Origin of the sequence: Aminobacter sp. HY435 (assembly GCF_027568395.1) — a bacterium.
Taxonomy (GTDB): Bacteria; Pseudomonadota; Alphaproteobacteria; order Rhizobiales; family Rhizobiaceae; genus Aminobacter.
Genome location: NZ_JANKZL010000016.1, coordinates 52,153 through 77,212 on the forward strand (window position 1 = coordinate 52,153; position 25,060 = coordinate 77,212).

General features: G+C 64.1%; 23 protein-coding genes. 16 read left to right on the forward strand and 7 right to left on the reverse strand.

Going from position 1 to position 25,060, the window contains the following annotated elements; translation table 11 throughout:
- From xdhA to xdhC, 3 genes are read left to right on the forward strand one after another with little or no spacing between them, the layout of a single operon-like run.
- Positions 1-1,482, forward strand: a complete 1,482-nt coding sequence (xdhA, locus tag PCJ21_RS21175) for a xanthine dehydrogenase small subunit (RefSeq protein WP_269933423.1) — start codon at positions 1-3, stop codon at positions 1,480-1,482.
- Between the two features lies 1 nt (position 1,483).
- Complete coding sequence (gene xdhB, locus PCJ21_RS21180; protein WP_269933424.1) at positions 1,484-3,844, forward strand: xanthine dehydrogenase molybdopterin binding subunit; 2,361 nt, start codon at positions 1,484-1,486, stop codon at positions 3,842-3,844.
- Positions 3,841-4,779, forward strand: a complete 939-nt coding sequence (gene xdhC, locus PCJ21_RS21185; protein ID WP_269933425.1) for a xanthine dehydrogenase accessory protein XdhC — start codon at positions 3,841-3,843, stop codon at positions 4,777-4,779. The genes xdhB and xdhC overlap by 4 nt, the downstream gene beginning before the upstream one ends.
- A gap of 22 nt (positions 4,780-4,801) precedes the next feature.
- On the opposite strand, the gene dps is transcribed toward xdhC, so the two are convergent.
- Together dps and PCJ21_RS21195 are read right to left on the reverse strand one after the other, a co-directional pair.
- Positions 4,802-5,290, reverse strand: a complete 489-nt coding sequence (gene dps / locus PCJ21_RS21190; RefSeq protein WP_269933426.1) for a DNA starvation/stationary phase protection protein Dps — start codon at positions 5,288-5,290, stop codon at positions 4,802-4,804.
- A 217-nt stretch (positions 5,291-5,507) separates the two neighbouring features.
- Positions 5,508-6,428 (reverse strand): LysR family transcriptional regulator, encoded by a 921-nt coding sequence (locus tag PCJ21_RS21195; RefSeq protein ID WP_269933427.1) that lies wholly within the window; start codon positions 6,426-6,428, stop codon positions 5,508-5,510.
- A gap of 145 nt (positions 6,429-6,573) precedes the next feature.
- Between PCJ21_RS21195 and PCJ21_RS21200 the strand changes: the two genes are divergently transcribed.
- From PCJ21_RS21200 to PCJ21_RS21215, 4 genes are all read left to right on the forward strand, one after another.
- Positions 6,574-7,797, forward strand: coding sequence for a urate hydroxylase PuuD (locus tag PCJ21_RS21200; RefSeq protein WP_269933428.1), 1,224 nt, complete (start codon positions 6,574-6,576; stop codon positions 7,795-7,797).
- Between the two features lie 134 nt (positions 7,798-7,931).
- Entirely contained in the window at positions 7,932-9,251 is a 1,320-nt protein-coding gene (guaD, locus tag PCJ21_RS21205; protein WP_269933429.1) for a guanine deaminase, read from the forward strand.
- Positions 9,252-9,309: 58 nt separating this feature from the next.
- On the forward strand, positions 9,310-9,807 hold the full coding sequence (locus PCJ21_RS21210; protein ID WP_269933430.1) for a heme-degrading domain-containing protein: 498 nt from the start codon (positions 9,310-9,312) through the stop codon (positions 9,805-9,807).
- 174 nt (positions 9,808-9,981) lie between these two features.
- On the forward strand, positions 9,982-11,247 hold the full coding sequence (locus PCJ21_RS21215) for a glycerate kinase type-2 family protein (RefSeq protein WP_269933431.1): 1,266 nt from the start codon (positions 9,982-9,984) through the stop codon (positions 11,245-11,247).
- A 195-nt stretch (positions 11,248-11,442) separates the two neighbouring features.
- Here PCJ21_RS21215 and PCJ21_RS21220 read toward each other — a convergent pair whose 3' ends face one another.
- Together PCJ21_RS21220 and PCJ21_RS21225 are read right to left on the reverse strand one after the other, a co-directional pair.
- A complete protein-coding gene (locus PCJ21_RS21220) occupies positions 11,443-12,831 on the reverse strand; it encodes a glutamine synthetase family protein (protein ID WP_269933432.1) in 1,389 nt (462 codons plus the stop codon).
- 30 nt (positions 12,832-12,861) lie between these two features.
- Positions 12,862-14,247, reverse strand: coding sequence for an aspartate aminotransferase family protein (locus tag PCJ21_RS21225; RefSeq protein WP_442866055.1), 1,386 nt, complete (start codon positions 14,245-14,247; stop codon positions 12,862-12,864).
- Between the two features lie 239 nt (positions 14,248-14,486).
- Here PCJ21_RS21225 and PCJ21_RS21230 point away from each other — a divergent pair, with 239 nt between their 5' ends.
- Together PCJ21_RS21230 and PCJ21_RS21235 are read left to right on the forward strand one after the other, a co-directional pair.
- Positions 14,487-14,846 (forward strand): hypothetical protein, encoded by a 360-nt coding sequence (locus PCJ21_RS21230; protein WP_269933434.1) that lies wholly within the window; start codon positions 14,487-14,489, stop codon positions 14,844-14,846.
- A 63-nt stretch (positions 14,847-14,909) separates the two neighbouring features.
- Entirely contained in the window at positions 14,910-15,074 is a 165-nt protein-coding gene (locus PCJ21_RS21235; protein WP_269933435.1) for a hypothetical protein, read from the forward strand.
- 33 nt (positions 15,075-15,107) lie between these two features.
- Here the strand turns inward: PCJ21_RS21235 and PCJ21_RS21240 are convergent, their stop codons facing one another.
- Positions 15,108-16,082, reverse strand: a complete 975-nt coding sequence (locus PCJ21_RS21240) for a WD40 repeat domain-containing protein (RefSeq protein WP_269933436.1) — start codon at positions 16,080-16,082, stop codon at positions 15,108-15,110.
- A 168-nt stretch (positions 16,083-16,250) separates the two neighbouring features.
- Positions 16,251-17,333, reverse strand: coding sequence for a CobW family GTP-binding protein (locus tag PCJ21_RS21245; protein ID WP_269933437.1), 1,083 nt, complete (start codon positions 17,331-17,333; stop codon positions 16,251-16,253).
- A 186-nt stretch (positions 17,334-17,519) separates the two neighbouring features.
- On the opposite strand from PCJ21_RS21245, the gene PCJ21_RS21250 reads away from it, so the two are divergent.
- The 6 genes from PCJ21_RS21250 (at position 17,520) to PCJ21_RS21275 (ending at position 22,761) form a co-directional block, all read left to right on the forward strand.
- A complete protein-coding gene (locus PCJ21_RS21250) occupies positions 17,520-18,251 on the forward strand; it encodes an intradiol ring-cleavage dioxygenase (protein ID WP_269933438.1) in 732 nt (243 codons plus the stop codon).
- A 189-nt stretch (positions 18,252-18,440) separates the two neighbouring features.
- Positions 18,441-18,953, forward strand: a complete 513-nt coding sequence (locus PCJ21_RS21255; protein ID WP_269933439.1) for a MarR family winged helix-turn-helix transcriptional regulator — start codon at positions 18,441-18,443, stop codon at positions 18,951-18,953.
- 188 nt (positions 18,954-19,141) lie between these two features.
- Positions 19,142-20,035: a DMT family transporter gene (locus PCJ21_RS21260; RefSeq protein WP_269933457.1), complete on the forward strand. Its 894-nt coding sequence runs from the start codon at positions 19,142-19,144 to the stop codon at positions 20,033-20,035.
- Positions 20,036-20,112: 77 nt separating this feature from the next.
- Complete coding sequence (locus PCJ21_RS21265) at positions 20,113-21,135, forward strand: LacI family DNA-binding transcriptional regulator (protein ID WP_269933458.1); 1,023 nt, start codon at positions 20,113-20,115, stop codon at positions 21,133-21,135.
- Between the two features lie 235 nt (positions 21,136-21,370).
- Entirely contained in the window at positions 21,371-21,829 is a 459-nt protein-coding gene (locus PCJ21_RS21270; RefSeq protein WP_269933440.1) for a hypothetical protein, read from the forward strand.
- Positions 21,830-21,840: 11 nt separating this feature from the next.
- Complete coding sequence (locus PCJ21_RS21275) at positions 21,841-22,761, forward strand: hypothetical protein (RefSeq protein WP_269933441.1); 921 nt, start codon at positions 21,841-21,843, stop codon at positions 22,759-22,761.
- Between the two features lie 55 nt (positions 22,762-22,816).
- Here PCJ21_RS21275 and PCJ21_RS21280 read toward each other — a convergent pair whose 3' ends face one another.
- Positions 22,817-23,590: a gamma-glutamyl-gamma-aminobutyrate hydrolase family protein gene (locus PCJ21_RS21280; protein WP_269933442.1), complete on the reverse strand. Its 774-nt coding sequence runs from the start codon at positions 23,588-23,590 to the stop codon at positions 22,817-22,819.
- Between the two features lie 300 nt (positions 23,591-23,890).
- On the opposite strand from PCJ21_RS21280, the gene PCJ21_RS21285 reads away from it, so the two are divergent.
- Positions 23,891-25,000 (forward strand): TRAP transporter substrate-binding protein, encoded by a 1,110-nt coding sequence (locus PCJ21_RS21285; protein WP_269933443.1) that lies wholly within the window; start codon positions 23,891-23,893, stop codon positions 24,998-25,000.
- Positions 25,001-25,060 lie beyond the last annotated feature (60 nt).

The following is a 25,060-nucleotide window of genomic DNA, read 5'->3' on the forward strand; positions in this document are numbered from 1 at the left end:
ATGGCGACGGTCAAGACACGCAATCACATCCGCTTCATCCTCAACGGCGAGGATGTGACGCTGGGCAATGTCGCGCCCGACGCCACGCTGCTCGACTATCTGCGGCTCCAGCGCACGTTGCGCGGCACCAAGGAAGGCTGCGCTGAAGGCGACTGCGGCGCCTGCACGGTGCTGGTCGGCCGGCTCTCCGGCGGGAAGCTCGTCTATGAAAGCGTCAACGCCTGCATCCGTTTCATGGGCTCGCTCGACGGCTGCCATGTCGTCACGGTCGAGCATCTCGGCAGCAGCAATGGCCAACTGCATCCGGTGCAGCAGGCGATGGTCGATTTCCACGGCTCGCAATGCGGCTTCTGCACGCCGGGCTTCGTGATGTCGCTCTACGGCCTATGGATGGCATCGCCCGAACCTTCCGATGCCCTGATCGAGAAGGCGCTGCAGGGCAATCTCTGCCGCTGCACCGGCTATGAGGCGATCATGCGCGCCGCACGCGCCATCTCCGACTACGGCAAGGTGGCCAAGGACCCGCTGTTGGTTGAGCGGAAGGCGATCACTGCCCGCCTCGAAGCGTTCAAGGACGGCAGCCGCGTCGAGGTCGGCGAGGGCAAGGACCGCTTCGTCATCCCGGCCAATGTCGATGATTTCGCGACCGTTCTGGAAGCCGAGCCGACGGCGACCGTCGTCGCCGGTTCGACCGACGTCGGCCTCTGGGTCACCAAGCACATGCGAAACATTTCGCCCGCCGTCTTCATCGCCAACATCGACGGCCTGCATTCGCTTGAAGAAGACAAGGGCGTCATCTCGATCGGCGCAGGGGTCACCTACACCGAAGCGTTCGAGACGCTGTCGCAGCGCATTCCGGCACTCGGGCCGCTGTTCGACCGTCTCGGCGGCGAGCAGGTGCGCAACATGGGCACCATCGGCGGCAACATCGCCAACGGCTCGCCGATTGGCGACACGCCGCCGCCGCTGATCGCGCTCGGGGCGACGCTGACGCTGCGCAAGGGCAAGACGCGCCGCACCATCCCGCTGCAGGACTTCTTCATCGCCTATGGCAGGCAGGACCGCGCGCCGGGCGAATTCGTCGAGGCCGTGCACGTGCCGGTGCCCGCCAACAGCGCAAAATTCGCCGTCTACAAGATCACCAAGCGCCGCGACGAAGACATCACGGCCACCCTCGGCGCCTTCTGGCTGACGCTTGCCAAGGACGGCACGGTCGATCAGGTCCGCATCGCCTATGGCGGCATGGCGGCGACGCCGAAGCGCGCCTCGGCGGTCGAGGCAGCACTTGCCGGCAAGCCGTGGACCGAAGCAACGGTCGAGGAGGCAATGGCGAAATACGCCGAAGACTTCACGCCGCTGACCGACATGCGCGCCACAGCGGAATATCGTGCGCTGGCGGCGAAGAACCTGCTGCTGCGTTTCTATTTCGAGACGACCGGCACCAAGGCGCCGTTGACGGTGTCGAGATACGAGGCCGCGTGAGATGACCCAGCACCAACCGAACCTCAAGGCCCAAAAGATTTCGGGCGGCGTCCATACCGATCAGCGCCATGATTCCGCGCACAAGCACGTCGCCGGCGAGGCCGTCTACATCGACGACATGCCGGAGCCTGCGGGCACGCTGCATGTCGGGCTCGGCCTGTCCAACGTCGCCCATGGCACGCTGAAGTCGGTCGACCTGTCCGCTGTGCGGGCAGCGCCAGGCGTCGTTGACGTTTTGACCTATGCCGACGTGCCGGGCGAAAACGACGTGTCGCCGAGCGGCATGCATGACGACCCCGTGCTTGCCGAAGGCAAGGTGCAGTTCCATGGCCAGCCGATCTTCGCGGTCGTGGCCGAGACACGCGAGCAGGCGCGCCGTGCCGCCCGCCTGGCCAAGGTCGAGTACGAAGAACTGCCTGCCGTCATCAGCATCTGGGATCTCGATACCGAAAAAGACAAGCAGGTGACGACGCCGCTGACGCTCAATCGCGGCGACGCGGCGGCAGCGATCGCCGCAGCTCCGCGCCGGGTGAAGGGGCGGATGAAGCTCGGTGGCCAGGACCATTTCTATCTCGAAGGCCAGGTGTCGCTTGCCGTGCCCGGCGAAGACGACGAGGTCACCATCTATTGCTCGACCCAGGGGCCGAGCGAAACCCAGCATCTCGTTTCGCATGTGCTCGGCGTGCCGAGCCACGCGGTAACGGTGGAGGTACGCCGCATGGGCGGCGGTTTCGGCGGCAAGGAAACCCAGGCCAACCAGTGCGCGGCGATTGCCGCCATTGCCGCGAAGAAGCACAAGCGCGCCGTCAAGGTCCGGCTCGATCGTGACGAGGACATGACCGCCACCGGCAAGCGCCACGACTTCGCCATCGACTACGAGGTCGGCTTCGACGACGAGGGCAACATCCTTGGCGTCGACTACATGTTCGCGCTCAATGCCGGCTTCTCGGCCGATCTCTCGGGACCGGTGGGCGACCGCGCGCTGTTCCACTGCGACAACGCCTATTTCTATCCGAACGTGCATGCCAAGTCGGCACCGCTCTACACCAACACCGTCTCCAACACGGCGTTCCGTGGTTTCGGTGGCCCGCAGGGCATGATCGGCGCCGAGCGCGTCATCGATGAGGTCGCCTTTGCCGTCGGCAAAGACTCGCTCGAAATCCGCAAGCTGAACTTCTACGACCCGATCGGTTCCGCCGGTGCGCGCAATGTCACGCCCTATCACCAGAAGGTCGAGGACAACATCATCCAGCGCATTGTCGCGGAACTCGAGGAAAGCGCGCAATACGCCCGGCGCCGGCGCGAGATCGCGGCGTTCAACGCCAACAGCCGCTTCGTCAAGCGCGGCATGGCGCTGACACCGGTCAAGTTCGGCATCTCGTTCACCAAGACCGAGTCCAACCAGGCCGGCGCTCTGGTGCATGTCTATGCCGACGGCTCGGTGCACATGAACCATGGCGGCACCGAGATGGGCCAGGGACTGCACCTCAAGGTGGCGCAGGTGGTGGCCGAGGAGTTCCAGATCGACCTGGAAAGGGTGAAGATCACCGCAACCACCACCGCCAAGGTGCCGAACACGGCGCCGACGGCAGCGTCGTCGGGCGCCGACCTCAACGGCATGGCGGCGCAGGATGCGGCGCGTCAGATACGCAAGCGGCTGACCGATTTCGCCGCCGACAAGTATCAGGTGCCGACTGACCAGGTGGTGTTCCTGCCCAACCGCGTGCGCGTCGGCAACCAGGAGATCAGCTTTAACGATCTGGTCAAGCAGGCCTATCTCAACCGCATCCAGCTGTCGGCGGCCGGCTTCTACAAGACGCCGAAGATCCACTGGGATCGCGCCAAGGGCAGGGGCCACGCCTTCTATTATTTCGCCTATGGCGCGGCCTGTTCGGAGGTTTCGGTCGACGTGCTGACCGGCGAATATGTCGTCGAGCGCGCCGACATACTGCACGACACCGGCCGCTCGCTGAACCGGGCCATCGACATCGGCCAGGTCGAGGGTGGCTTCATCCAGGGCATGGGCTGGCTGACCACGGAAGAGCTGTGGTGGGACGGCAAGGGCCGGCTGCGCACGCACGCGCCGTCGACCTACAAGATCCCGCTCGCTTCCGACCGGCCCAAGATCTTCAATGTCGCGCTGACCGACTGGTCCGAGGCCTACGAGCCGACGATCCATCGCTCGAAGGCGGTGGGCGAACCGCCGCTGCCCCATGGCATGTCGGTGCTGCACGCACTGTCGGACGCGGTGGCAAGCGTCGCCGACCACAAGATCTGCCCGCGTCTCGACGCCCCGGCCACGCCCGAGCGGGTACTGATGGCGATCGAACGCCTCCGGGCCGAGGCGGCCCAGGCAAAGTGAGCACGACCGCCAAGAGCCTGCGGGCCTTCCTTGACGCAGCGCCTTCGGTGGCGCTGGTCGAGGTGACCGAGGCCAAGGGTTCCACCCCGCGCGAAAAAGGCGCGTGGATGCTGGTGTCGCCTGAGCGCATTTTCGGCACTATCGGCGGCGGCCAGCTTGAATTCATGGCAATCGACACGGCGCGGGCGATGCTGAAGGGGTCTACACCCTCCCCCTTGTGGGGAGGGTCGATCCGCGAAGCGGAGCGGGGTGGGGGTGAGGCCGGGTCACAGGTAGTTGTTACCCTCACCCCGGCGCTGCGCGCCGACCCTCCCCACAAGGGGGAGGGTGGGGCGATCACCCTCGACATTCCGCTCGGGCCGGAGATCGGCCAGTGCTGCGGCGGACGGGTCGAGGTCGCCGTCAGGAGTGTCGACGAGGCGATGCGCGCCGATCTGCTGGCCTCGGCCGAGGCGTCCGACGCTGCGCGTCCGCATGTCTATGTCTTCGGCGGCGGCCATGTCGGCCACGCGCTGGCGTCGGCCTTCGCGCTTTTGCCGCTCAATGTCGTCATCATCGAGACCCGCGCCGATGCGCTCGAAGGCATGCCCGGGGACCTCGATGTCAGGCTGACCCCGGTCCCCGAGGAGATGGTACGCGAAGCGCCGGCAGGCTCGGCCTTCGTCGTGCTGACCCATGACCATGCGCTCGACTTCCTGATCGTCGCCGAGGCCTTGAAACGCGACGACACCTGTTATGTTGGCATGATCGGCTCCAGGACCAAGAAGGCGACGTTCAGGAGCTGGTTCCTCAAGACCGCCGATGGCAGCGAGGAAGATTTCGCACGGCTCGTCTGCCCGATCGGCGGCGACGCCGTCAAAGACAAGCGTCCCGCCGTCATTGCCGCGCTTGCCGCAGCCGAGATCATGACCGCGCTGGCTTTCCGGGCAAAGTGACCGGCCTAAGTCCGGCTGGCTGCTATTCGCTATCCTGGATGTGGGCTTCGAGGAACCACAGCGACTTGTCGAGCGCGCGCGAATAGGCGGTGAAGATGTCCGCCGTGTCGGCGTCGCCTGCCTCGCCCGTCTCGTCGATGGCCGAGCGCACGCTTTTCGCCGCATCGGCATAGCGGTCGATCAGCGCGGCGATATGGTCCTTGGTCTTGGCGATATCGGTGGGATAGGGCTTCAACTTGCTGGCCTCGACGACGACCTGCGAGGTGCCGAGTGCGGTTCCGCCCAGCTGGGCGACGCGCTCCGCGATGATGTCGACGTGCTCGTCCAGGTCCTTGCGGAAGCCATCGAGCATCTCATGGATGGCAATGAAGTGCGGGCCCTTCACGTTCCAATGCGCCTGCTTGGACAGCAGCGCGAGATCGATTGCGTCCGCAAGACGCGCATTGAGAAGCTCGATCGAAACCTTCTTGGCGTTGGATTTGACGTCATTGCGCGTCGGGTGGGATGTCATCGGCTGATCCTTTTTCCGAAATCTTGAGGTGCCGTCGTGCGGGCGACTTGCCCGGCCAACAACGCTCGCATCTGGTTTCCGTTCCAGGCTGCGACGAGGCGTCAAGCAACAGTAGCGTTGCGTGCGACGACGGCAAGGTAGGGGGCCTGCAATTACTCGGCGTCTACGACGAGGCCGAGGCTGGTCGGCCTAGCAGCCCCATCACTTAGGCTCCGCCTTATTTGCCGGCCAGGATGTCCTTGATCAGCCGCTGGCAGCGGTCGGCCATGAAGTCGAGCAGCAGCCTGACCTTGGGGTCCTGCAGCTTCTTGTGCGGGTACACGGCAGCGAACTGAACCGGCGTCGGCGGCGCCGAAGTCAGGATTACCTTCAGCCGCTGGTCGCGGATGAAGGGCTCGACCTCGAAGCGTGGCTTGTTGATGATGCCGCGGCCGGCCAGCGCCCAGCCGGTCAGCACGTCGCCGTCGTCCGAATCGAAGGGGCCATGCACCTCGAACTTGGCCGGTCCCGTGGGCGTTTCGAGCGTCCAGTAGAATTCGCGCGAGCCGGGATAGCGCAGCATCAGGCAGTCGTGCTTCTTGCCGACGAGTTCGCTCGGGCTCTGCGGTTCGCCACGCTTTTCCAGATATTTCGGCGAGGCTACCAGCACGCGCTCGCAGTCCATGATGCCGCGCATCCTGAGACTCGAATCCTCGATGACGCCGAGCCGGAAGGCGACGTCGAGGCCTTCCTTCAGGATATCCACATTGTGGTCGGAGAGCCTGAGCCGTACCTCGATATCAGGGTACTTGTCATGGAACTCAGGGATTCCCGACGCGACCAGGCGCCGTCCGAGGCCGAGGGGCGCGGTGACGCGGATGGTGCCGCGCGGCTGGCCGGAGAGGGCGGATACCGCAGCTTCGGCTTCGGTGATCGCTTCCAGCACCTGCTTGGCGCCGGAGTAGAAGACATTGCCGTGCTCTGTCGGCATCAGTTGGCGGGTCGTGCGGTTGAACAGGCGCACGCCAAGGTGCTTTTCCAGTTCCTTGATCCTGTTGGAGGCAACAGCAGGTGAAATGCGCATGTCGCGGCCCGCGGCGGAAAGATTGCCGAGTTCCACGACGCGAACAAAAACAGCGATGTTGTCGAGATATGCCATGCGTGCCGTGGTTCCATAGCCGGCTTCTGCCGGCCGGCGCTACGTTAGTATTTTCCAGATTTTTTTGAAAGTCCTCGCGAATCCTTCCTCTTCCGCGAGGCATAGGGCATCGTAAGATTGCAGGGCTGCGGAAAAGGGACGGCGGATGTACGACTTGGCGTTTTTCATGGATTGGGCGAGCTTCGCCGTGCGGTGGCTGCATGTCATCACCGCGATGGCCTGGATCGGCTCATCGTTCTATTTCATCGCGCTCGACCTCGGGCTGCGCAAGGTCCCCAATATGCCCGTCGGCGCGCATGGCGAGGAGTGGCAGGTCCATGGCGGCGGCTTCTATCACATCCAGAAATACCTGGTCGCGCCGGCGCAGATGCCGGAGCACCTGACCTGGTTCAAGTGGGAGTCCTACGCCACCTGGCTGTCGGGCTTCGCGCTGCTTTGCCTTGTCTACTACGGCGGTGCCGAACTGTTCCTGATCGACCGCAATGTGCTCGATGTGTCGGCGCCGGTGGCGATTGCCATTTCGCTCGCCTCGATCGGCCTCGGCTGGGTGATCTACGACCTCTTGTGCAAGTCGAAGCTCGGCGACCACGACACGCTCCTGATGATCATCCTCTATGCCGTCGTGGTGTTCATGAGCTGGGGCTATACGCAGCTGTTCACCGGCCGCGCCGCCTTCCTGCATCTTGGCGCGTTTACCGCGACGATCATGTCGGCCAACGTCTTCATGACTATCATTCCCAACCAGAAGATCGTTGTCGCCGACCTCATTGCCGGCCGCCAGCCCGACCCGAAATACGGCAAGATCGCCAAGACGCGCTCGACGCACAACAACTACCTGACCCTGCCGGTCGTGTTCCTGATGCTGTCGAACCACTACCCGCTGGCCTTCGGCACCCAGTTCAACTGGGTCATCGCCTCGCTGATCTTCATCATCGGCGTGCTGATCCGCCATTATTTCAACTCGATCCACAAGCGTTCCGGCAATCCGACGTGGACGTGGCTGGCGGCGACCATCCTGTTCATCATCATCATGTGGCTGTCGACCGTGCCCAAGGTCTTGACCGGCGAGGACAAGAACGCCTCGGTCACCACCCAGCCCTTCGTCGCCTCGGCACAGTTCCCGAAGGTGCGCGATACGGTGCTCGGCCGCTGCGCCATGTGCCATGCCAACGAACCGTCCTACGAGGGCGTCTACCATGCGCCCAAGGGCGTGGTGCTGGAGACCGACAACGCGATCGCCTTGCATGCGCGCGAGATCTACCTGCAGGCCGGCCGTAGCCATGCCATGCCGCCGGCCAACGTCACCCAGATAACGCCGGAAGAGCGGGCGCTGCTGGTCGCCTGGTACGAGCAGGCGCGCAAGAACTGACGGCCCAAGACATTTGAGGATCAAGACGTCTGGGGCAATGACGTGACGGCTGTCCGCCGTTCGCAGACCTGATGGCTGGCCGCGCCGAAACTGGCCCGAAATGAAAGCTGGCCCGACATGAAAGCTGGATTGCCATGACCACAACTCTTCTCCGCGGCCGCACGCTATCGTTCCTGCGCTGGCCCGACAGTGCCGACGACCATGCCGCCTATGCCTATGAAGAAGACGGCGCGGTGCTGATGCGCGACGGCAAGATCGCCGCCGTCGGCGGCTACGCCCAGGTTGCGGCCCAGGCCGGCGGCAACGTCCAGGTCGTCGACCACCGCCCGCATCTCATCCTGCCTGGCTTCATCGACGCGCATGTGCATGTGCCGCAGATGCAGATCATCGCCTCCTATGGCGCCGAGCTGCTCGACTGGCTGAACAACTACACCTTTCCGGAAGAGACCACGTTCATCGACGCCCAGCACGGCCGCCGCATCGCGCGCCTGTTCCTGGACGAGATGGTGCGCCACGGCACCACGACGGTGGCTGCATATTGCTCGGTCCACAAGCAGTCGGCCGAAGCGTTCTTTGCCGAGTCCCACGACCGCAACATGCTCAACATCGCCGGCAAGGTGATGATGGACCGCAATGCGCCCGAGGGCGTGCTCGACACGCCGCAGGCGAGCTACGACGACACCAAGGCGCTGATTGCCGATTGGCATGGCAAGGGCCGCCAGCATTATGCGATCACGCCGCGCTTTGCGATCACGTCCTCGCCCGAGCAGATGGAGATGGCCGGCCAACTGGCGAAGGAGCATCCGAACCTGCACATCCAGACGCACCTGTCAGAGAACCATGCCGAGATCGCCTTTACCCAGGAGCTCTACCCCTGGTCGCGCGACTACACCGACATCTACGAGCACTACGGACTGCTGGGGCAGCGCACGCTGCTCGGCCACTGCATTCATCTCGGCGAGCGCGAGTCCGATGCACTCTCCGACCACGGCTCGATTGCCGTGTTCTGCCCGACTTCCAACCTGTTCCTCGGCTCGGGCCTGTTCGACTATCACCGCTACCGCCGGCGCGAGAAGCCGCTGCGCATCGCTACCGCAACCGACGTTGGCGGCGGCACCAATTATTCGATGCTGCGCACCATGGACGAGGGCTACAAGGTCATCGCGCTCAATGGCGAGAAGCTGAACCCGCTGGCCTCCTACTGGCAGCTGACGCGCGGCAATGCCGAGGCGCTGTCGATCTCCGACAAGGTCGGCACGCTCGATGTCGGCACCGATGCCGACATCGTCGTGCTCAATTCGCGCGCGACGCCGGGCATGCGGCTGAGGATGGAGCGCGTCGGCACGCTGGCCGAGGAGTTGTTCCTGCTGCAGACGCTGGGCGACGACCGCGCCGTGGTCGAGGTCTATGTCGCGGGCCGTCCGGCCAAGACATCGATGGATCAGGCAGCCTGACCTTGCGTCATTGGTCCGCGTCTGCCATGTGACCTCTGGTCTGAAGGAGGAGCGGGCGATGGCAACAACCGATGATGTGAAGAAGATCGCCGAGCAGGAGGCCCGGCTGGTGTTCGACGGTTTCGACGAGGCGACGGCCTTCGACATAGGCGCTGCCATTCGCGAGCGTGGCGTCGCCGAGAAGCTGCCCATTGTCGTCGATATCCGGCTTTGGGATCGGACGCTGTTTTACTGCGCGCTGCCAGGCTCGACATGCGGCAACACCGAGTGGGCGCGGCGCAAGATCAATGTGGTCAAGGTGTTCCACCGGAGCACCTATCGCATGGTGCTGACCAAGGCGCGCGAGGACCGCACCTTTGCGGTCGGAGAGGCGCTGCCGATCGAGGACTACGTGCTTGCCGGCGGCGGTTTTCCGATCAGGGTCAAGGGCGTCGGTGTCATCGGCGCCATCGCCGTTTCCGGTCTGCCGGAGCGACAGGACCATGAGGTGGTCGTGGCGGCGATCGCCGACCATCTCGGCATCTCCAGGCAGGAGCTCGCGCTCGGGCCTGCATGATTTGAACGCGGCGCTGCCCCTCACCCTTACCCTCTCCCCGTGAAGAACGGGGAGAGGGGGCGTCGACGTAGCCGCTTGTCCCTTCTCCCCGTACTTCACGGGGAGAAGGTCCCGGCAGGGGGAAGAGGGGCAGCGCGACATGAACAGACGAAGCGGCTGATAGTGAGAGTCCCGATGGCCACGAGCGACCCGAAGCAGTTTCTCACCAGCATCTTCGAGGCAGCGGTCGCCGCCGCCGATCCGGAACTCACCATCCGCCGCCATCTGCCGGAAAAACCCAAGGGGCGGACGATCGTCATCGGCGCCGGCAAGGGCTCGGCCCAGATGGCCGCGGCCTTGGAAAGAGCCTGGGATGGTCCGCTCGAAGGCGTCGTTGTCACCCGCTACGGCTTTGCCGCACCTTGCGAGCGCATCAGGATCGTCGAGGCGTCGCATCCGGTGCCCGACGCCAACGGCCTCGAGGCGGCGAAGCTTTTGCTCCAGACGGTGTCGGGCCTGACAGAGGACGACCTCGTCGTGGCGCTGGTCTCTGGAGGCGGCTCGGCGTTGCTGCCGTCGCCGGCCGGCAGCCTGACGCTAGCCGACGAGATCGCCGTCAACGAGGCGCTGCTCGCCTCGGGCGCGCCGATCTCGGCGATGAACACCATCCGCAAGCACATCTCCGGCATCAAGGGCGGCAGGCTCGCCGCCGCTGCCTGGCCGGCGCGCGTTGTCTCGCTTGTCGTGTCGGACATCCCCGGCGACAACCCGGCGCTGGTCGCTTCGGGTCCCACGGTGCCTGACGAGGCCTCGCGCGCGGATGCACTCAGGCTGATCGAGACCTATCGCATCGCGCTGCCGGCCAATGTCATGGCGCATATCAACTCGGCAGCCGCCGATGCGCCGCAGCCGTCCGACCCGCGCTTTGCCCGCAACGAGGTGCATGTCATCGCCTCGGCCGCCGTATCGCTCGACGCCGCCGCCGAAGCGGCGCGAAAGCAGGGCGTGGAGACTGTCATCTTGTCCGACGCCATCGAAGGCGAGGCGCGCGAGGTCGGCGGCGTGCATGCGGCCATCGCCCGCGAGGTCGCGACCCGCAACCGGCCGTTCAACAAGCCGGTGCTGATCCTTTCGGGTGGCGAGACGACGGTTACGCTGCGCGCCAAGGGCAAGGGCGGCCGCAACAGCGAATTCCTGCTTGCCTTCGCCATCGGCATCGACGGTCTTGCGGGCATCGACGCGCTCGCCGCCGACACTGACGGCATCGACGGCTCGGAAGACAATGCGGGCGCCTTCGCCGACGGCTCGACCGTGGCGCGGATGCACGCCGCGAGCGTTGACGCCAAGGCGATGCTTGCCGGCAACAACGCCTGGACGGCGTTCAACTCCGTCGGCGACCTGTTCGTGCCGGGGCCGACCGGAACGAATGTGAATGACCTTAGGGCGATACTGGTGCGGTAGCTGCGGCCGGTTACCCCCTCACCCGGCCTCCGCTTCGCTCGGCCGACCTCTCCCCGTTGGGGCGAGGAGGTCGTCAGCGTTTGCGCGAACCTGCGACGTTTCCTTGAAAGGTGGCGGCGACGGCAACAGTCCCCTCTCCCCAACGGGGAGAGGGTGGCCGCGTAGCGGCCGGGTGAGGGGGCTGAAGAGAGCCCCTCACACCTCGTGCAGGTAGAGGTGGTAGTCCAACTCGCTCACCGTGCGGGCGACGCGAAAATATTCGGCTTCCTTGATCGCCGTGAAGGTGCGGTGCAAATCGTGCCCCAGCGCCTCGCGCAGGAATTCCGACGCCTTCGCCGCCTCGATCGCGGTGCGCCAGTCCGGCGGCATCACGCTTGAGGTGCCTTCGGCCTGCTCATAGCCGTTGCCCGACGTCTCAGGACCTGGGTCGAGCTGTTCGTCGAGCCCCTTGGAGATGCCGGCGAGGATGGTCGCGGCGACCAGATAGGGGTTGGCGTCGACGCCCGAAGGGCGATGCTCGATGCGGCGGTTCCTGGCGTCGCCCGCCGGCACGCGCAGCGCCACCGAGCGGTTGTTGACGCCCCAGGTCGGGGCCACCGGCGCATAAGACTGCGACACGAAGCGGCGCCAGGAGTTGGCATGCGGGGCAAACACCAGCATCGATTCCGCCATCGTCGCGGCAAGACCGCCGATCGCGTTGAGCAGCAGTGGCTGCCACTCGCCTTCCTTGGCTTCGGTGAAGACGTTGCTGCCGTTGTTGTCGAGCAGCGAGGCGTGGAAATGCATGCCCGAGCCGGCATATTTTTCGATCGGCTTTGCCATGAAGCAGGCGGTCACGCCGTGGCGGCGGGCCTGCATGCGCACGATGCGCTTCAGCATGATAAGATCGTCGGCGGCCTGCATCACGTCCTTGCGGTAGCGCAGGGTGAGTTCGTACTGGCCCGGCGCGTATTCCGAGATAACGGTTTCCGCCGGAATGCCCTGCAGCTTGGCCGCGGCATAGATGTCGGAAAACAGCGGCTCCATGCCGTGCAGATGGTCGACCGAATAGACCTCGGTCTTGCCCGAGGCGCGGCCGTCGAGCACCGCACGCGCCGGCTGCACCTTGCCGTCGCCGTCGCGCTCGTTGGACAGCAGGAAGAATTCGAGTTCGAAGGCGCCTGCCGGATGCAGGCCTTTATTAGCCAGCTTGTCGACCTGTCGCTGCAATGCGAGCCTCGGGTCCGAGGTCATCGGCGCGCCGTCGAGATGGTACATCGACATCAGCAACTGGCCGCGCGCCGGGCTTGTCGCATGCATCGGCTTCAACGTGCCGGGGATTGGCCAGGCCCTGAGGTCGCCATCGCCGGAATCCCAGATCAGGCCGGTTTCGTGCACGTCCTCGCCCGTGATGTCGAGACCGAGGATGGAGATGGGCAAGTGACGGCCGCCTTCGTAGAGCCCCATCAATTCGTGGCGGCGGATGATCTTGCCGCGGCCGACGCCATTGGCGTCCGTCAGCACGATGTCGAAGGCTTCGACGTCGGGGTTGGCGTCGAGGAAGGCTCTGGCCTCGTCGATGGTCGAGCCGGAAGGAGATGTCATGATCGTACTCAATTGTCCTTGTGCCTTGTCTCACGCCACAAGGCGGGCGGCAATATCGCCGAAGGCCGCAACCAGCCTGTCGACCTGCCGCGCCGAGGTGGCCGGCGAGACCAGCATCATGTTGTGGAACGGCGCGATCAGCACGCCGCGATTGACCAGCGCCACATGCACGGCGGCCTCCAGCCGCGAGGCATGCGCGTGCTCGGCCTCGCCGCCATTGCGCAGCGGTCCGGGCGCGCAGATGAATTCGACGCGGGCGCCGACGCGCATCACGTGCCAGGGCAGTTTGCGTTTTCGGATCGCCTTGTCGAGGCCGGTTGCCAACCGCTCGGCCAGCGCCTCCATGTGGGCGTAATTTTCCTCGGTCATGACCTCTTCGAGCGTGGCCCGCATCGCTGCGAATTGCAGCGGATTGGCCGACAGCGTCGTGCCCATGCCGGAATAGCCCGGCTCCTTGGTGGCATTGTAGGCGCTGTAGCGGGCGGCGAGCTCTTCGCTCATGCCCCAGACACTCGCCGGCACGCCGCCGGCGACAGGCTTGCCGAGCACGAACAGGTCGGGGTCGAGCTTGTGCTTTTTCGTATAGCCGCCCGGGCCGGTCGAGATCGTATGCGTCTCGTCGATCAAAAGCAGCGTGCCGGCCTTGCGGGTGAGCGCGCGCACGCCTTCGAGGAAGCCGGGCTCGGGCAGCACCATGCAGGAGTTGGTCAGCACCGGCTCTGATATGACGCAGGCGACGTCGCCATGGCTCAACGCCTTCTCCAGCGCCGGCAGGTCGTTGAACTCGACGATGCGGGTGCGGGCGGTGAGGTCGCGGAACTCGCCGGCAAGGCCGGGACGGTTGATCGGCTTGCCGTCGTCGAGCCGCACCATCGTCTCGTCGACGGCGCCGTGATAGCAGCCGTTGAAGACCAGGATCTTGTCGCGCCCGGTGACGGCGCGGGCGACGCGCAGGGCAAAGCGGTTGGCGTCGGTCGCCGTGGTGGCGATCTGCCAGTGCGGCAGGCCGAAGCGCTTGGCGAGCAGCAGGCCGAGCGTGATCGCGTCCTCCGACGGCAGCATGTAGGTCAGGCCGCGGCTCGCCTGCCTGCGGATGGCGCGGGCAACGGGCGCCGGCGAATGGCCGAACATCGAGCCGGTGTCGCCGAGGCAGAAATCGGCAAGCCGGTTGCCGTCGACGTCGGTGATGGTGGCACCGCTCGCCTTGTCGACGAGGATCGGAAAGGGCGTCGGCCAGTCCTTCATCCAGTGCATCGGAACGCCGTTGAAGAAGCCCGCCATGCCGTTGCCGAGTGCCGCTTGCGATTTCGGCCGCGCCTTGATGAAGATTTCCGCCTCCGTCGCTGCAAGCTCCGCTATGCGCGACAGCTTCACGCCGTCTTCGGTGGCTTCGGGTCGTTCGATGCGGTTCATCATTGCTCCCATTGGACAGAAGGGTGCCACTCTAGCCAGCGAGCAGGCAAAACGGCAATTGGCCGGGCGTCTGGCGTCGCTTGGCTCACGCACTTGATCGCGGGCAGTTCATTGCCGATCATACCAGCGTGCTTTGGGGGTGTTGGCCAATGCGTGCTATGATGACTGTTATGTCGATCCTGCTTGCAGCGGGCCCGGCCGTTGCCTCTGGCGGGCTCTCATGCGGTGCCAAGGATGAGGCGGTGAAACTCACCATCGAGAGCGGCGTCACGCGCGGAATGGGCAGTCCGGTTTTCGACTTTCGGGGCGACATCGAGATATCCGACAAGGCGATTTCGCAAGATCTGCGCAAGGTGAGCTTTGAACGCATTCATCTTGCCCAGTACTGGCTCGATGGCGAAGAGCTTCGCATGGTCGTCTACCGCGAGCGCGAAGGCGACAAGCCGCACGGCTATGTCGAGGTCACCGTCAGGACCAGGTCGGGCGACGAGGGCGACTATGTCGGCCAGTATTCGGTTACCGTGTTCGACATGACCGACGCCAGCGGCGGCGAAGGCAAGACCTACAACTTCACCGGTCGCGCCGTTTGCATGGTCGAATAGTCCCGTTCTTGGAAACGCGTCTTCAGCGCCAACGGCCTGCTGGCGCTGCTGCCCTCGGCCTATGTGCTGGCCGGCTGGGCCGAAGACGGCCGCTTCGACGCGGCCTTTTTTGCCGTGCAGGCGCTGGAGCTTGCGGCGGGTGCCGTCAACATAGCGCTGCTGTCGCTCAACATGCGCGACGGCCTGGCGCTTCGGCGCAAGACGTCGCGAATGGTGCGGGTCGGCTGATCCTGGCCGCTTCGCAGTCTTTCTGAAATTGAGCTAGCCGGCGATGTCGATAACGCCGCAGTCGCCGGCGGCGCTGCCGAAAGCGAGGCGGCGTTCTTCCTTGTCCCACGCCATCGAGGTGATGGCGCCCTTGCCGGGGCGGCGCAACAGCACCTCCTTGGCGTCGGCGAAACGCACGGCGATGACCATGCCGTCGTCGTAGCCGATCGCGACGATGTCTTCGCTCGGGTGACAGCAGACTGACGTCACCATCGAATTGCCCCTAGTGCCGAGTTCGAGCGGAGCCTTGCCCATCGGGCCGTCCTTGCCGCTGAATGGCCAGACGATGGCGGCGGGGGCGCCCGAGCTTGCCAGCCATTTGCCCTTGGCGCTCCATGACAGGCTCTTCACCTTGGCGGGATAACCGGTCATGCGCATGTGCTTGGCGTCGACCAGCTTCCAGCCGTGCAGGGCGTTCTCCTGCATCGTGGTGACGAGGAACGCGCCATCAGGCGAAAAAGTGATGCCTGTATGCGCGCCATCCCATTGCAACTCGGTCGGCGTGCCGTCGGCGGCGGGGAAATGCAGCGTCGCGCCATTGTAGCGGGCGACGCCGATGCGCATGCCCTTGGGCGAAAAGGCGATGCCCTCGACCGAGCGCGGATGGGCGAATTCCTTGGTCTTGCCATCGGCAAAGCGGACCCAGGCGTTGCGCCCGCTGGCAAAGGCGACGGCACCCTGCGGGCCTGAGGCGACAGAGGTCACCCACTTCTTGCCGACGCTCGCCAGCTCGGCAGTGACGCCAGCCGAAGTCAGCGTCATCACCTTGCCGTCCTCGCCGCCCGAGATCATGAGGTCGTTGTTCGCCGTCGTCGTCGCCGACAGCAGCCCGTCATGCAGCTTCACCGACTTCTGGCCATGGTCGAGCCAGTGCACCATGCCGTCGGCAAGCGCGAAGAAGGGAATGTCGTCGAGGAAGGCGGCCGCGATGCAATGGCCTTCGAGATCAAACGGGGCGACTGTAGGCATAAAGACTATTCCATTCGAAATTTCAGCTGCCCCTCACCCTTACCCTCTCCCCGTAAACGGGGCGAGGGGAGCATCGGCGTTGCGGCCATCTTCCTTCTCCCCGTCGTCACGGGGAGAAGGTGCCGGCAGGCGGATGAGGGGCAGGGTATTCGGTGAATACTGGCGCTGTCACGCCGCCTGGCACGCCTCGAAGCTGCGCTTCAGGCGCTCGGCGTCGAGCTCGCGGCCGATGAACACCAGCCGGCTTTCGTGCTTTTCGTCGTCCTTCCAGGCACGCTGGTGGTCGCCCTCGATGATCATGTGCACGCCCTGGATGACGTAGCGGTCCGGATCGTCCTTGATGGCGATGATGCCCTTGAGGCGCAGGATGTTGGGGCCTTCCATCTGGGTGATCTTTTCGATCCAGGGGAAGAACTTCTTGGAATCCATCTCGCCGCCGCGCAGCGAAACCGACTGCACCGTCACGTCATGGATCGGCGACACCGCGCCATGTTCGTGGTGGTCGTGATCATGGTGGTCATGATCGTGGTGGTGATGATGGTGGTCGTGGTCGCAGTTCGGGCCGCATTCATGATCGTGGTCGTGGTCGTGATCACGGGCGTCGAGGAAATGCGGATCGTCGGCCAGCACGCGCTTCAGGTCGAAGGCGCCGCGGTCGAGCACCTGATCGAGCGCCACGCCGGCGCGGGTGGTGCGGTGGATCTTCGCCGACGGGTTGATGGCGCGGATGGCGGCCTCGACGTCGCGCAACTCGTCCGCATTCACCAGATCGGTCTTGTTCAGCACGACGACGTCGGCGAAGGCGATCTGGTCCTCGGCTTCGCGGGAATCCTTGAGGCGCAGCGGCAGGTGCTTGGCGTCGACAAGGGCAACGACCGCGTCGAGCTTGGTCTTGGAACGCACGTCGTCGTCCATGAAGAAGGTCTGGGCAACCGGCACCGGGTCGGCAAGGCCGGTGGTCTCGACGACGATGGCGTCGAAACGGCCGGGGCGGCGCATCAGGCCTTCCACCACGCGGATCAGGTCACCGCGGACGGTGCAGCAGACGCAGCCATTGTTCATCTCGTAGATTTCCTCGTCGGATTCCACGATCAGGTCGTTGTCGATGCCGATCTCGCCGAATTCGTTGACGATGACCGCATAACGCTTGCCATGGTTTTCCGACAGGATGCGGTTGAGCAGCGTCGTCTTGCCGGAACCGAGATAGCCGGTCAGCACGGTGACGGGGATTTGGGTCTGGGCTTCGGTCATGGTCGTCCTCGGGATCGGATAGAGGCTCCATATAGGATGCGAGCGAACCTTTTGCACGTCTCAAACGGCATCACTGCTGCACGTTGCGTACATTACGGAAGTTTCATTGGGACGGCGGCCGAACCGCACCTAGATTGATGGCCAGGCAAGGGGCTTGCCGACCCCATTTCGCGGAGACAGAGACCGATGCCAAAAGGCTCATTCGACACCAGGTTCAGCCGCCGCCGGGCGCTTGGACTGATCGCGGTGACGGCAGGTGGCAGTGCGCTTGTGCCGGTTCAACTGTTCGCACAGCAGGCCTCGTCGCAATCGACCTCACTGCTGCTGCCGGAAGCCGGCGTCTGCTCGATCACGCCGGAGACCACCGAAGGCCCCTATTATTTCGATCCGGAGCTCGAGCGCAGCGAGATCACCGAGGGTCGCGAAGGCGTCGGCCTCACCGTGCGCCTGCAGATAGTCGATGAAGCGTGCAATCCGATCGAGGGCTCGCGCGTCGATCTCTGGCACTGTGACGCGACGGGTCACTATTCGGGATACCCCGGCCAGGGCGACGGTCGCGACGTCGACACCACGGGCCAGAAGTTCCTGCGCGGGTGGCAGCTGGCGGACAAGGCCGGCATAGTTGCCTTCCAGACCATTTATCCCGGCTGGTATCGTGGCCGCACCACCCACATACACTTCAAGGCCTTCCCCAGGGAAGGCTCTGAAATGACCGGGCAGATGTTCTTCCCCGACGATCTCAGCGAGCAGATCTTCTCGACCAAGGCACCCTACAACCAGCGCGGCGGACAACGCGACACGATGAATGCCGATGACGGTATCCTGCGCCGGGCAGGACAAAGCGTGCAGAGCACCGTGCGCCAGATCGACGCCGCCTACGAAGCGCGGATGATCATCGCGGTGAACCGCGAAGGTTGATCTTGCCGGCAATTTGCCGGCGAAATGCTTTTGTCATCGAACTGTAACATCCGTCTGGCAAGACGCCGTCGCGGGAGAACGTTGCCGGCAAAACGAGATGGCAACTATCGCTCGCTGAGGTCATTGCCAAAGGCCGCGCGGAAACTATTCTCGGCCATTACGGTGCGGGGCGTGGCGCAGGAGATGCGGATGTCCAAGTCGAACAAAGGCGCGGCGATAAGCCGGCTCCATCAGGTGGCACGACTTGCGCGCACGTCGCTCGCCTCGCGGCTGCTTGCCCACGGCTTTTATGCCGGCCAGGACCAGATCATGCTGTCGCTGCATGATGACGACGGCCAGACGCCCGGCCAGCTGGCCTCGCGCCTCGGCGTTCGCCCGCCGACCATCACCAAGACCATCAATCGACTACAGGCGCAGGGCTTCCTGGAAAAGCGAGCGTCATCGACCGACGCGCGACAGGCTCACATCTTCCTGACTGAGGCCGGCCACGACGCCATTCGCGCTATCGAAAAATCGGTGAAGAAGACTGAAAAGCAAGCGCTGAAGGGCTTCGACAAGAAGGACGTGAAGCAGCTTTCCAAGCTTTTGCTGCGGATTGAATCAAATCTCTCAAATCTCGCGCTTACCGACGAAGAGGCCGCCGCCGAAGTCGACGGCGTGAGCGACGCGGAGCCGGAGCTGGAAGCCGAGGCCGCCGAATAGTGAATGGGAGCCCAGCCCGCGTTGCGGGCTGAGATTTTGCGGCCCTGCACTAGAAAACCATCTGGACCACGAGTTTCGCCTTGCCGGGTGCCAGGGATTGGCGCATTACCCGCACTGACCTTGAATTTTCCCGGCTTGCCAGCGTGACTTCCCCAAGACCAGCAGAAACCGCAACGCCGTCTTCGGCGATCTTGCTGATATTTGGCTCCGGGCTGTTCTTTTCGGCCCTCGACGCCAGTGCCAAGCATCTTGTTACCTCCGGCATGGCAGCGCCCTTCGTCACCTGGGTGCGCTTCGCCATGCACGCGGTGCTGGTGCTGCTCATTTTCAAGGCGTGGCAGCGGCCCGAGACGCTGGTGGCCAAGAACCTGAAGATGCAGATCCTGCGGGCGGTCTTCATGTTTGGCTCGACGATCTTCAACTTCATGGCGCTGCAGACGCTGCAGCTCGCCGAGACCGTGTCGATCAATTTTGCCAGTCCGATGGTCATCACCGCGCTGGCCGGACCGTTGCTGGGTGAGTGGGCGGGGTGGCGGCGCTGGCTTGCCGTCGGCATCGGCTTCATCGGCGTGGTGGTCATCACCCGTCCGGGCTTCGGCGGCTTCGGCATCGGCTATGTCTTTTCGATCTGCGCGATGCTGAGTTCGTCGCTGTACACGATCATGACCCGCAAGATGGGCGGCAGTGAAACGGCCGAAAGCCTGATCCTGTACTCGGCCGTGGTGCCGGCAATTTTCATGCTGCCGGCAGTGCCGCTCACCGGCTCCTTGCCGGCTCACTGGTATGACTGGATGATACTGCTCGGGCTCGGCTTTTTCGGTGGCTTCGGCCATTGGCTGCTGATCAAGGCCTACCAGCGCGCCACTGCAACCGCGCTCGCGCCATATCCCTATCTGCAACTCGTCTGGATGATCATCCTGGGCTGGCTCGTCTTTGGCCAGTTGCCGGACAAATGGACGCTTGCAGGTGGCGCGATCATCGTCGCCAGCGGGCTGTACATCATCCATCGCGAGCACACGCTGCGCGTCAGGCACCGTGCCGCCCTCAACGCCGAGGCCGAGGAACTGGCAAAAAAGCTTTGATTTGCCGTTGAACAATGGCATAGGGCTTTAAACGGTTTAAATGACCGCCCGTTCACGCTTGCGGATGGAGGGCCCCGCTGGCTCAGAAGATCAAGCTTTCGACGATTGCCGACGCGCTCGGCGTTTCGACCGCCACGGTGTCGCTCGCGCTGCGCGACAGTCCCCTTGTTGCCGACGTGACGCGTGATCGCATCAAGCAGCATGCCCGCGAAATCGGCTACATCTACAACCGCCGCGCCGCCAGCCTGCGCACGTCGCGGTCGGGCATTGTCGGCGTCGTCGTGCACGACATCATGAACCCGTTCTATGCCGAGATCCTGCGCTCGATCGAGAGCGAGCTCGACCGCAGCCGGCAGACGTTCATCCTGTCCAACCACTATGACGATCTCGAAAAGCAGCGCACGTTCGTCGACACGCTTTTGCAGCTCGGGGCCGATGGCGTGATCATGTCTCCGGCCATCGGAACGCCGGCCGAGGATATCGTCATGGCCGAGGAAAACGGCCTGCCCGCGGTGCTGATCGCCCGTTCGGTCGAAGGGGCGGAAGTTCCTGTGTTTCGCGGGGACGATGCCTATGGCACCGCGCTCGCGACCAATCACCTGATTTCGCTCGGTCACAAGCGTATTGCCATGATCGGCGGCACCGACCAGACGTCGACCGGGCGTCACCGCTATCAGGGCTACCTCAACGCCATGGAAGCCGCCGGCCTCGAAGTGCTGCCGTCCTGGCGCATTGCCGGGCCACGCACCAAGCAGGGCGGTTTCGAGGCGGCCGGGCAGTTCCTGGCGCTGAAGGACAAGCCGACGGCTGCGTGCTGCTGGAACGATCTCGTTGCCATCGGCCTGATGAACGGCATCGCCCGCGCCGGCCTCGTGCCGGGCATCGACGTGTCGGTCACAGGCTATGACGATCTCGAGGAAGCCCAGATCGCGACGCCGGCGCTGACCACGGTCTGGAACGGCCAGCGCGAAGTCGGCCGGCGCGCCGCCAGCGCGCTGCTCGACAAGCTCAATGGCCAGTCGGTTCGGCCGTCGCAGGAGTTGATCAAGCCGGAACTGCACGTGCGGCAGTCGACCGGAAAGCCCAAGGAGCGGACATGACCGTTCCCGACACAGGGCCGGGATTCGCCATAGCGTGAATACAATTATCAATTGTATTCACGCTATATATGCATCTTGAAGTTGTGGTGATGTTGGACTAATGTGAGACCCCAAATCGCGATTGGGGGATCGCAGCATGAGGGGAACTCACGCAAGCACCATCGGTTTCTGTCTGCTCCTGGCGTTGCCGGGCTGCGCCAATGTTAGCGCCGTTCCCGTCAAGCCGAACTCGCCGGTGGCAGGTATTCGCATCTACGAAGTGAAGCCGCTGCTGGTCGTCAGCGGGGCGGAAGTCAGCCTGATGATGGTGCCGAACTACAGTCGGCCCTATGCTCTGAAATTCAGCACCTTCCTCGCCAAACATGATTTCGAGGCCACGTTCCAGAACGGGTTCCTGGCCAGCATCAAGAGCAACCAGGATACCACCGCCGTCGCCTTGGCGCTGATCAAGCTTGTCGAGGAAGCAACGAAAGCGGGCGGCGGCGGGAAGGCCTTTGCCGACAGGGGGGGCGGGACCGGAGATCGCTTCGGCATCTACGACTTCGTGTTTGATGACAACGGCAACATTGCCGGCTTGCGGCCGCTGGTCTCGGACAAGACGCTGATGAAAGTTCCAGCAAGTGCGCCTGTTGTCGTCCCACCAGACGTGCCGGGGAGCGGGGGCGGGACCGGCGAACCCATCCGCGTGAACTAGGCAGGCTGGACATGGCCAGGCAGCGAGCCTACGCACCGACGGTGTGGGACATCCGACGGGCCGGGCTGGCGCAGTTCGATGCGCTGATGGCGATGCCGAACATCCGCTACATGACGGTCGGCTACAAGGCCAGGGATGGCAAAAGGTCTTCCGAAAAGGCGTTGAAATTCTATGTCGACCGCAAGCAGGATGTGCCCGCGGGCGATGCGCTTCCGGAACGGCTTGGTGGGCTGTCGTTTGACGGCGGCTCGGTCGCATTCGTGCCGACCGACGTCGTCGAGCTTACCGGTGTGCCCCGGGCTTTCGGGCTGCGCTCGGGCCACATCATCAGGTCCTTCGGCCGGAAAGGCGTTGGCGCAATCAGCTACACGCGCAATGGTGCCAAGTTTCTGCTGACCAACGCCCATGTCGTGGTGGATGTGCCGAGGGGTGGCGTCGCCGGCCCGGTCGACGTGCTCAACCGCATCGACGGCCAGTTCTACAGGTTCGGCACGGTGGTCAATGCGTCGCCGCTGCAGCCTAACCGCGTCACCACGCATGACGTCGCGGTGATTGCAGTCGATCCGAGGTTCGAGGTCGACGACTTCATGATCCTCGACATGGACAATGACGTCGACAGCATGGAGGGAATAGGCACGCTCGCCACGCACGAATACTGGTATCGGGTCGAGGGGCGGCGTTTCGCCTGCATGTTTCCCGAGCGCGTGGTCGGACCGATGCTGATCGACGTCGATGGCGTCGAGGTGCCATATGCCGAGTTCTGGCAACTCCAGATGACGCAAGGTGTTGCGCGACCGGGCCATTCCGGGGCCTTGCTGTGCCGGACCAGCGGTGCCGATGTCGTTGCCTGCGGCCTGGTCTTTGGCGGCAACGAAAACAACCTCGTCTATGCGTTCCCGTTCAACAAGATGTGGCGGCTGGTCAATCCCTGAGGACCGGGCAGAGGCCCCCGACAGGGGCGAGGCACGGCCGCAAGGCGGTGGTTGGCTACTCGGCCGCGGTCCGCGCGGCGTGCCTGGCGGCGGCATGGGCGCGCACGGCGTCGCCGAAGGCCTTGAAGATGCGCTGCGAGACGTCGTCCGAACTGACCCAGTATTCGGGGTGCCACTGGACGCCCACGGCGAAGGCGCGGGAGTCGCGGACCGACACCGCCTCGACCGTGCCATCGAACGCAACCGCCTCGACCTGCAGCTTTGGCCCGAGACGGTCGACCGCCTGACGGTGGACCGAATTGACCTGGATGTCACCCGCCCCAAACACGCCGGCCAGGCAGCTGCCCGGCTTGATGGTGACGGCCTGGCGGATGGCGAAGCGCTCGTCCTGGATGTCGCTGACCGGCGCCCGGTGATCCATCGAGCCCTCGCGCTCCTGTATCTCGGTGGCGAGGCTGCCGCCGAGCGCGACGTTCATTTCCTGGATACCGCGGCAGATGGCAAGCAGCGGCACGCCGCGCTCGATGGCCTTGCGGATCAGCGGCATGGTCGTTGCATCGCGGGCCGGGTCGTAGGGGCCGTTGGCTTCGGTCGCTTCCTCGCCATAGAGCGTCGGATCGACATTCGACTTCGAACCGGTCAACATCACGCCATCGACCGATGACAACAGCTCATCGAGGTCGAGCCGGTCGCCGAAGGACGGCACCAGAAGCGGAAATACGCCCGCGCCGGCAATCGCCGCCTCCAGATACTGCTGGGGCGCCGCATGCCAGGTGTAGTTCTCGAACTGGCGAACATCGGTCGAGACGGCGACGAGCGGCTGACGCATGATGGAGATCAAATCCTTACCGGGAGCAGCGTGTTCAATTGCTTGCAAAATAGGCGATCCGAAGGCGCATTTCCAACACAAGTTTGCATATCAGGCGTGCATCCGGCGCTGGGCTTAGACTATAGTTTTAGATGCCCGCGCGAGATGCGCGAATTCCGCCACCCAGTCCCGAAAGCCCGGTTTCGTGCGCTTTACTCGCTTCCCTCGCCGTGTATTGTCGCGGGCGGCGTCAGTCGTGGGAGTCCGATAAATTCCCCAGCGTCACATATGTTTCTTTCGGTCCAGCATGGGAGGATTTTGATGGATCGCCGTTCATTTATCAGGAAGGCCGGAACGACCGGCGTCGGTGCGGCCGCGGCTGCCGCGACGCTTGCAGCGCCAGCTATTGCTCAGTCCAATCCGAAGATCACCTGGCGTCTTGCTTCGTCGTTCCCGAAGTCGCTCGACACCATCTACGGCGGCGCGGAGACCCTGTCGAAGTACCTGTCCGAAGCGACCGACGGCAACTTCACCATTCAGCCCTTCGCAGCTGGTGAAATCGTTCCGGGCCTGCAGGCTGCCGACGCCGCTGCGGCGGGTACGGTCGAAGCCTCCCATACGGTGGCATATTACTACTGGGGCAAGGACCCCACGTGGGCACTAGGCGCGGCAGTTCCGTTCTCACTCAACGCTCGCGGAATGAACGCCTGGCACTATCATGGCGGCGGCATCGACATCTTCAACGAGTTCCTCGGCACCCAGGGGCTCTACGGCCTGCCGGGCGGCAACACAGGCGTCCAGATGGGCGGCTGGTTCCGCAAGGAGATCAACACGGTTGCCGACTTGCAGGGCCTGAAGTTCCGCGTTGGTGGCTTCGCCGGCAAGGTTCTCGAACGACTGGGCGTTGTTCCGCAGCAGCTCGCCGGTGGCGACATCTACCCGGCTCTCGAGAAGGGCACCATCGACGCCGCCGAGTGGGTCGGTCCGTATGACGACGAGAAGCTCGGCTTCCACAAGGTCGCGCCGTACTACTACTATCCAGGCTGGTGGGAAGGCGGTCCGACCGTCCACTTCATGTTCAACAAGGCGAAGTTCGAAGAGCTGACCCCGGCCTACAAGTCGCTGCTGCGCACGGCCGCCCAGGCGACCGACGCGAACATGCTGCAGAAGTACGACCGTCTGAATCCGACCGCGATCAAGAGCCTGGTTGCCAACGGTGCGCAGCTGCGTCCATTCAGCCCGGAAATCCTGCAGGCCTGCTCCGACAAGTCGAACGAGGTCTATGCGGAGATGGAAGCCGGCAATCCACAGTTCAAGAAGATCTGGGATTCTATCAAGGACTTCCGCAAGGACCACTATCTGTGGGCCCAGGTCGCTGAATACAACTACGATACCTTCATGATGATCCAGCAGCGCAACGGCAAGCTCTGATCTCATCTGAACGATGCCAAAGAAAACCCCGGGGCTCGCGCCCCGGGGTTTTTGTTTGCC